Annotated in this window: 9 protein-coding genes; 4 read left to right on the top strand and 5 right to left on the bottom strand. The window is 73.6% G+C overall.

The annotated features are described in order from the left end of the window. Positions 1-135: 135 nt before the first annotated feature. Together ACSW7Y_RS14500 and ACSW7Y_RS14495 are read right to left on the bottom strand one after the other, a co-directional pair. Positions 136-504: a serine hydrolase gene (locus ACSW7Y_RS14500; protein ID WP_438126951.1), complete on the bottom strand. Its 369-nt coding sequence runs from the start codon at positions 502-504 to the stop codon at positions 136-138. Next, complete coding sequence (locus ACSW7Y_RS14495) at positions 501-962, bottom strand: ATP-dependent zinc protease family protein (RefSeq protein ID WP_058724280.1); 462 nt, start codon at positions 960-962, stop codon at positions 501-503. Before ACSW7Y_RS14495 ends, ACSW7Y_RS14500 begins: the two co-directional genes overlap by 4 nt. A 72-nt stretch (positions 963-1034) precedes the next feature. On the opposite strand from ACSW7Y_RS14495, the gene rimK reads away from it, so the two are divergent. The 4 genes from rimK to ACSW7Y_RS14475 are packed head-to-tail and all read left to right on the top strand — an operon-like array spanning position 1035 to position 7150. Next, the gene (gene rimK, locus ACSW7Y_RS14490; RefSeq protein WP_438126950.1) at positions 1035-2228 is read left to right on the top strand and encodes a 30S ribosomal protein S6--L-glutamate ligase; all 1194 of its coding nucleotides are present in this window, start codon (positions 1035-1037) and stop codon (positions 2226-2228) included. A gap of 56 nt (positions 2229-2284) precedes the next feature. After that, entirely contained in the window at positions 2285-3367 is a 1083-nt protein-coding gene (locus ACSW7Y_RS14485; protein ID WP_438126949.1) for a 3-oxoacyl-ACP synthase III, read from the top strand. Then, on the top strand, positions 3364-6141 hold the full coding sequence (locus tag ACSW7Y_RS14480) for an alpha/beta fold hydrolase (RefSeq protein WP_438126948.1): 2778 nt from the start codon (positions 3364-3366) through the stop codon (positions 6139-6141). The genes ACSW7Y_RS14485 and ACSW7Y_RS14480 overlap by 4 nt, the downstream gene beginning before the upstream one ends. Before the next feature lie 40 nt (positions 6142-6181). Further along, the gene (locus ACSW7Y_RS14475; protein ID WP_438126947.1) at positions 6182-7150 is read left to right on the top strand and encodes an NAD-dependent epimerase/dehydratase family protein; all 969 of its coding nucleotides are present in this window, start codon (positions 6182-6184) and stop codon (positions 7148-7150) included. A gap of 250 nt (positions 7151-7400) precedes the next feature. On the opposite strand, the gene ACSW7Y_RS14470 is transcribed toward ACSW7Y_RS14475, so the two are convergent. From ACSW7Y_RS14470 to ACSW7Y_RS14460, 3 genes are all read right to left on the bottom strand, one after another. Beyond that, positions 7401-7577, bottom strand: coding sequence for a hypothetical protein (locus ACSW7Y_RS14470; protein WP_438126946.1), 177 nt, complete (start codon positions 7575-7577; stop codon positions 7401-7403). Positions 7578-7648: 71 nt separating this feature from the next. Beyond that, positions 7649-8068, bottom strand: coding sequence for an MFS transporter permease (locus ACSW7Y_RS14465; protein WP_438126945.1), 420 nt, complete (start codon positions 8066-8068; stop codon positions 7649-7651). Beyond that, the coding region (locus ACSW7Y_RS14460) for a hypothetical protein (RefSeq protein WP_438126944.1) at positions 8065-8303 on the bottom strand (239 nt) is incomplete at its 5' end. The genes ACSW7Y_RS14465 and ACSW7Y_RS14460, both read right to left, overlap by 4 nt.

The raw sequence follows: 8303 nt of genomic DNA, 5'->3' as shown, positions 1-8303 counted from the left end.
CTCGGGATCCACGCACCGGATCGGCCACGTCCCGATCGGAACACACCGTCGTGGGACGTGCAGGCCCGTCGTGGGAGGTGCAGGCCGGCTCCACGCGGACGTGAGCCCCAGGTCGGCCCGACGCCGACGTGCGCCTCAGGCCGCGCGGAGGCAGGACACCGCGAGCTCGGCCAGCCGGTGGTCGTCCGTCTCCTCGTGGGCGGTCACCGTGACGACGGCGTCGCGCTCCTGGTCGACGACCACGTACTGCCCGTAGCGACCGTCGAGCCGCCACGCGGGGCCCGGGCCGTCCCACACCGCAAGGCCGTACCGGGTGAACGGACCGTCCGAGCCGACCTCCACCCAGTCCGCGTGCATCGCGTCCACCCAGGCAGAGGACACGAGCTGCTGACCGTCGAAGGACCCGCGGTCGCGCAGCAGCCGACCGATGCGGGCGACGGCCGCGACGAAGCGGGCGAGGGCGTCCGGCGCCGACGCGACGGCGACCGGCCGGTCCGCGGTCACGCGCGGCCTCGGTTGCGGCGTCGGATCGCCTTCGGTGCACGGCCGCCGAGGAACGAGCGCGCGGGATCGACGAGGAAGCCTTGGCGCAGGGCCTCACGCCCGACGAGCATCCGGAAGCCCATCTGGTCGCGGTTGCTCAGCGTGACCTCGGCGTCGACCGTCTGCTCGTGCAGCGTGATCGGAGTGAGGATGACGATGCGCTCCTGGGTGTGCCCCGTGGAGCTGCGGATCGTGCGTCGGTCATGGATGTCGCACTCGACGGTGACCGCATCGGCGTCGGTGTCCTGCCACGGGTGCACCGAGAAGCGGACCCGGTCGCCGGGGAGCTCCTCGAGGTCGAACGCGTGCAGCGCCGAACTCCGGGCGCCGGTGTCGAGCTTGACCTTGATCCACGGCAGCGCGAGCCCCGGCAGGGCAGCCCACTCACGCCATCCTGCGATCGTCGGGGTGCGGCTCATGTGCCCATCCTGTCGCATGCTTTGATGGAGCGTCGCCGTCGATACCCCGAACACCCAGCGGAGCACCCACCGATGAAACTCGCCATCCTGTCGCGCGCCCCGCACGCGTACTCGACCCAGCGTCTCCGCGCCGCGGCGATCGACCGCGGGCACGACGTCAAGGTGCTGAACACGCTCCGGTTCGCGATCGACCTGACCGCCGACGAACCCGACCTGCTGTACCGCGGCAAGCTCCTCAGCGACTACGACGCCGTGCTGCCGCGCATCGGGAACTCGATCACCTACTACGGCACAGCGGTCGTGCGCCAGTTCGAGCAGATGGACGTCTACACGCCGAACACGGCGACGGGCATCACGAACTCGCGCGACAAGCTCCGGGCGAACCAGATCCTCTCGCGGCACCACATCGGGATGCCGGCGACGACGTTCGTGAACAGCCGGGCCGACGTCCGCGGCGCGATCGACCGCGTCGGCGGCGCTCCGGTCGTCATCAAGCTGCTCGAGGGGACCCAGGGCATCGGGGTGATCCTCGCACCCGAGGCGAAGGTCGCCGAGTCGATCGTCGAGACGCTGCACTCGACGAAGCAGAACGTCCTCATCCAGTCCTTCATCTCGGAGAGCCGCGGGAAGGACATCCGGGCACTCGTCGTCGGCGACCGCGTCGTGGCCGCGATGCGCCGGAGTGCCTCCGGCGACGAGTTCCGCTCGAACGTGCACCGCGGCGGCACCGTCGAGAAGGTCACGCTGACGCCCGAGTACGAGGAAGCGGCGGTCCGTTCGGCCCAGATCATGGGGCTGCGGGTCGCCGGTGTCGACATGCTGGAGGGCAACGACGGGCCGCTCGTCATGGAGGTCAACTCGTCGCCCGGCCTGGAGGGGATCGAGCGTGCCACGGGGCTCGACGTCGCCGGCGCGATCATCGACTTCATCGGCAACCAGGTCGCGTTCCCGGAGATCGACGTCCGGCAGCGCCTCAGCGTCTCGACGGGGTACGGCGTCGCCGAGCTGCTGGTACACACGAACGCCGACCTCGTGGGGAAGACGATCAAGGAGTCGGGCCTCTGGGACCGTGACATCACCGTGCTGACGCTGCACCGCGGTGCGTCGGTGATCCCGAACCCACGCAGCGGCGTCGAGCTGCAGGCGTCCGACCGCCTGCTCTGCTTCGGCAAGCTCGAGGAGATGCGCTCGATGATCCCGGACCGCCGGAAGCGCCGGAGCAAGGTCCGGAAGCTGCCGAAGGACGCCGTCACCGACCAGTCCTAGTGCGCGTGGAGGGCACCCGGACCGCACGTCCAGCACTTGTGCGGAATGATGAGTCGGTGACCATCCTCGCTGACCGCCCCGTCGACCCGACGTCCGAAGCGGAGACAGCGCGACCCGGCAACGCCACCGCGAAGCACAACAACGTCTCGTTGCTGTCGGTCGCGACGACCACCGCGGACCGCGTGACGACCTCCGCCGACATCGAGGAGCGCCTCCGCGGTGCCCTCCGTCGCCTCCGTCTGCCGAGCGGCCTGCTCGAACGCGTGGCCGGGGTCAAGGAACGTCGGAACTGGGGCGAGGGGCAGACCTTCCACGAGGCCGCGATCGACGCCGGTCGTCGTGCGATGGCCGAGGCGGGCGTCCAGCCGCACGACATCGGGCTGCTCATCAACACCTCGGTGACCCGACCGCACCTCGAGCCGAGCGTGGCCGTCCGGCTGCACCACGGCCTCGGGCTGCCGTCGTCGGCGATCAACTTCGACATCGCGAACGCGTGCCTCGGGTTCGTCAACGCCATGAGCGTCGCCGCGGGCATGATCGACTCCGGGCAGATCCGGTACGCGCTCATCGTGGACGGCGAGGACGCCGACCAGGTGCAGCTCAACACGATCGCCCGGCTCAACCAGGGCGGCCGGAACCGCAAGGACTTCATGAGCGAGTTCGCGAGCCTGACCCTCGGGTCCGGTGCCGCGGCGGCCGTGCTCGGCCGGACGGACGCCCACCCCACCGGACACCGGCTCATCGGCGGGGTGACCCGTGCGGCGACGCAGTGGTACGACCTGTGCGTCGGGAGCCCGGACGGCATGTTCACCGACGCGAAGATGCTGCTCAAGGGCGGCATGGAGCTCGTGGTCGAGGCCTGGAACGAGGCCAAGGCACACTTCGAGTGGTCCGACATGGACCGCTACGTGCTGCACCAGGTCTCCGACGTGCACACCAACGCCTTCGTGAACGCGATCGGCGTCCCGCGGTCGAAGGTTCCGACGACGTACGAGCGGTACGGCAACGTGGGGCCGGCGTCGATCCCGATCACCCTCGCGGACGAGGTCGCGAAGGGCTCGATCCGTCGCGGTGACCGCGTGTTCCTCGGCGGGGTCGGCTCCGGCATCAACACCGCGATGCTGGAACTGCACTGGTGAGGTCCGGCCTCCCTCGCGTCGCTGCCACCACCGCGCCGGCGACGCTCCCGCCGTCCCTGCCCGGACTCGACCCGACCTGGTCGCGGCTGGTCACCGTGCCGGGTGGTGCGGAGGAGCGGCCGGGAGGCACGGATCGCCACGATCGCACCTGGCACCTCCTCGACACGGCGGCTTCCCTCGACGCGCTCGGCGCGCGTTCCGTGGGCACCCTGCTCTGCGTCCACGGCAACCCGACCTGGTCGTACCTGTGGCGCTCGGTCGCGCAGCGCACGCTGGACGTCGCCCGCGCCGGTGGCCCCGTGTGGCGGGTCGTCGCGGTCGACCAGCTCGACATGGGCTTCTCGGAGCGCACGGGCACGCAGCGGGGGCTCGCGCAGCGCGTGGCCGACCTCGGAGCGCTGACCGACGAGCTCGGGCTGACCGGTCCCGTGGTCACGCTCGGTCACGACTGGGGCGGGGTGGTGTCGCTCGGCTGGGCGGTCGACCACCCGGACCTCGTGGTCGGTGTCGCGACGTGCAACACCGCGGTGCACCAGCCCGCCGACGCACCGATCCCCGCGCCGCTGCGGCTCGCGCTCGGGCCGGGGATGCTCGGCCGGGCGACCGTCCTGACGCCCGCGTTCCTCGAGACCACCCTGGCGATCGCGCACCCGAAGCTCGACCGCGCCGTCGCCGACGCCTTCCGTGCGCCGTACCGCGGTGCCGCCCGGCGCGGGGGCATCGGCGGCTTCGTCGCGGACATCCCCGTGGACGCCGATCACGCGTCGGCGTCGGAGCTCGACCGGATCGCCGCGGGGGTCGCTGCGCTCGACGTCCCCGCGCTCCTGATGTGGGGCCCGCGGGACCCCGTGTTCCTCGAGCGCTACCTCGACGACCTGCTCCGACGCCTGCCGCACGCCGACGTGCACCGCTTCGAGGGCGCCGGACACCTGCTGCCGGAGGACGTCGACGTCGCCGGCACCGTCACCGACTGGCTGGGCGACCGCCTGCCGGCGGGGACCGTGCCCGCCGCGGCCGAGCCGTCCCTCCAGGCACGGCCGTCGCCCCGCTGGCGCAGTGCGCCGGAACAGGCCGGTGGGGCCCACCTCCCGGCCGTTCCCGACCCCGCACCGGAAGCGACCCGCTCGCTGTGGGCCGCGCTCGAGGACCTGCGCGACGACGACGGACCCGCACTCGTCGAGATGGCGACGCCCGGCGGGGTCCGCACCGTCAGCTGGCGGCTGCTCGCACGCCGCGTGGAGGAGATCGCCGCCGGACTCGGCGTCGTCGGCGTCCGCGCGGGGCACCGCGTCTCGCTGCTCGTGACCCCGGGTGCCGACCTGACCGCCGTGCTCTACGCGTGCGTGCGGATCGGCGCCGTCGTGGTGGTCGCGGACGCCGGCCTCGGGATCCGAGGTCTCACGCGGGCCGTGCGCGGTGCGCGACCGGACTGGATCGTCGGGGCGCTGCCGGGTCTCGCGGCGTCACGCGCGCTCGGGTGGCCGGGCCGTCGCATCGCGACCCTCGCGCTCCCCGCAGCGGCACGACGTGCCCTCGGGGTCGCGCACACGCTCGCCGAGGTCGCGCGGGCCGGGACCGACCGACTCGCCGCCGGGGGAGCGCTGCCCGCCGCCCCGTCGGCCGACGCCGCCGCAGCAGTGCTCTTCACCTCCGGGTCGACCGGGCCGGCGAAGGGTGTCGTGTACACGCACGCGCAGCTCGGCGCCGTCCGGGACGCCCTCGCGACGCAGTACGGCGTCGGGGTCGGCACGGGGCTCGTCGCGGGGTTCGCCCCGTTCGCCCTCCTCGGGCCCGCGCTCGGAGCCCGGTCGGTGGCGCCGGACATGGACGTCACCGCACCGCGGACGCTCACGGCGACCGCCGTGGCGCAGGCCGTCGCGGCGGCGGACGCGACCGTGGTCTTCCTGTCGCCGGCCGCGATCGCGAACGTCGTGGCGACCGCCTCGCAGCTGACCGACGCCGACCGCACGGCACTGCGTCGTGTCGAGCTGTTCCTCTCCGCAGGAGCGCCGGTGGCGGACTCGCTGCTCGCCGCGGCGACCGAGCTGATGCCGAACGCGACGGCGCACACGCCCTACGGGATGACGGAGGGGCTGCTCATGACCGACGTCGACCTCGACGGGGTCCGGGCGGCGGCGGGGGTCACCGGTGTGGTCGACGACGGCGTCTGCGTGGGGGTGCCCGCGGCCGGCGTCACGGTCCGGATCGCTCCGCTCGACGCCGACGGCGCCGCGACCGGAGCGCTGACCGACGCGCCCGGGGTGACGGGGGAGATCGTCGTCGCCGCCCCGCACGTGCGCGACCACTACGACCGGCTCTGGCGCACGGACCGGGCCGCGCGGCTCGGCGTCGCGGATCCTCGCGGACACCGGACCGGTGACGTCGGACACCTCGACGAGGCCGGACGGCTCTGGGTCGAGGGGCGGCTGCAGCACGTCGTGACGACACCGGACGGTGTGGTCACCCCGGTCGGCCCCGAGCAACGGATCGAACGCGTCGCCGGGGTCCGTCGGGCCGGCGTGACGGGCATCGGTCCCGGCGGCACGCAGCAGGTCGTCGCCGTCGTCGAGACCGACCCCGCGCAGCGTCGTCCGGGCCTCGCGGCGCCGTCCCTGGCCTCCGCGGTGCGTGCCGCCGCCGGGGTCCCCGTCGCCGCGGTGCTCGTCGTGCCCGTGCTGCCGACCGACGTCCGGCACAACTCGAAGGTCGACCGCACGCGGCTCGGCCGGTGGGCGTCGTCCGTGCTCGCCGGTGGACGGATGGTGCGGCCGTGACCGGCGGCGTCGCCGAGCAGCGGGCGCTGCGGGGCTGCTCGTGAGGGTCCTGGTCACCGGAGCCAGCGGGTTCCTCGGACAGGCGACCGCAGCCGCGGTGCGGGACGCCGGGCACGAGGTCCGGACGTTCCAGCGCCGACCCTCCGGGGTACCGGGCATCACCGACGTGCTCGGGACGGTCACCGACCCGGACGCCCTCGTCCGCGCCGTCGACGGGGTCGACGCGGTCGTGCACCTCGCCGCGAAGGTGTCGCTCGCGGGCGACCCGGAGGACTTCCGCCGTGTGAACGTCGACGGCACCCGGGCGCTCCTCGACGCCGCGCGGTCCGCGGGGGCCGGACGCGTGGTGTTCGTGTCCTCGCCGTCCGTGGCCCACACCGGGTCATCACTCGCCGGGGTCGGTGCGGGTCCGGCCGAACCCGACCGGGCTCGCGGAGAGTACGCCCGCACGAAGGCCGCCGCCGAACTGTTCGCACTGGCCGCCGACGAGCCGGGATTCGCGGTCGTCGCGGTCCGGCCGCACCTGGTGTGGGGGCCGGGGGACACCCAGCTCGTCGGGCGGATCGTCGAACGGGCGCGTGCGGGGCGGCTGCCGTTGCTCGATTCCGGTGCGGCACTCATCGACACGCTCTACGTCGACAACGCGGCCTCTGCGATGGTCGCGGCGCTCGAGCACGCGATGGACGACGGGGTGCACGGGTCGGCGTACGTCGTGACGAACGGCGAGCCGCGGCCGGTCGGGGAGCTCCTCGCGGGGATCTGCACGGCGTCCGGGGTGCCCGCACCGCGGTGGCACGTGCCCGCCGGGGTCGCACGGGCAGCGGGGTCGGTCGTCGAGGCGGTGTGGCGCGTGCGACCGGGGCAGGACGAGCCGCCGATGACGCGGTTCCTCGCGGAGCAGCTGTCGACGGCGCACTGGTTCGACCAGCGTCGGACGCGCGACGACCTCGACTGGGCACCCTCGGTGTCGATCGACGAGGGGCTCGCCCGGCTCGCTGCTGCGCGCTGAGGCGCCGCGCCGCGCTCGGGCGGTGCGCCGAGTCTCGTGCTGAGCGACGAGTCTCGTGCGCAGGAGTACGAGACTCGTCGCTGTGTGCGAGTTTCAGGTAGTCGCGGCCGAGTCTCGTGCCTGCGCGGCCGAGTCTCGTGCGAACGCGGCCGAGTCTCGTGCCCGCACAACCGAACCTCGAGGCCCGGACCTGACCGTGCCGGGTCCGCGTTCGGGTCGCGGACCCGGCACGGGGTCGGTGGTGCAGGACTCAGCCGAGCCCGAGCTTGCGCTTGAGGGCCTTCCGACGCTTCCGGGATCGACGGTCGGCGAGGGCGCGGCGCGCGACCTCCGCCTTCGAGTCCTTGACGACGGGACGGTTCGCCCGAGCGCCGAGCCAGAACCCGAGCAGGACGACGAGTCCGATCAGGATGATGCGGTTCCGCATGGTGGTGCTCCCTTCGAGGTGCGGCCGGCGCGGCAGGTGCCGCCGTGGCCGCAGGTGCGGTGCGCCGGGCCTCAGCCCGTGAAGCGCTGCCAGAGGTCGGTCACGATCGGCCAGACGTCGCCGGCGCGGTCCGCTGACGAGACCGCGACCGTGACGACCGGGTAGGCCGTCACCGCGAGGGCGACGAGCACGGCGACCACGACCGCGATGACCGAGGTCGCGGTGTGCCGGCGCGTGAGGGCCAGGACGACGAGCGCGAGCACGACGACCAGGCCGAGCAGTGCGACGAGGCTGACCCGCACGAACGGGAACGGGACGAGCCCTGCGGTCGTCGCCGTGACCCCGGCGAGGAACCCGACGAGCGGGAAGAACGCGCCCACGACGATCGCGAGGAGCAGGACGATCCCGATCCCGGACGCCACCCAGACGCCCCGGGGCCGCGGACGGCGTGCCCGGAGGCGATCCCGTCCGAAACCGCGGAGCGCGGTCACGGCCGGTCTCCGTCGCGGTCCTCCTCGCGGTGCGCGTCGGCGTCCTCGCGGAGGGCGTCGGCGGCGTGGGAGAGAGTGGCCGAGGCCTCGTCGAGCGCGTCGGCGACCTGGTCCCGGTCCGACTCGACCGCGCCGTCGTCGTGCTGGTCGCCGTGGTCGTGAGCGTCGACGGTGTCAGCGCGATCGCTCGCCACCGCTGCGTCCGCGGAGGCGTCCTGCGCGTGCGTGCCGGCGT

It is taken from the genome of Curtobacterium flaccumfaciens, from assembly GCF_051548005.1.
Taxonomy (GTDB): Bacteria; Actinomycetota; Actinomycetes; order Actinomycetales; family Microbacteriaceae; genus Curtobacterium.
Note: the sequence above shows the minus strand (reverse complement) of the source record. Positions and strands in the feature narration are given on the sequence as shown.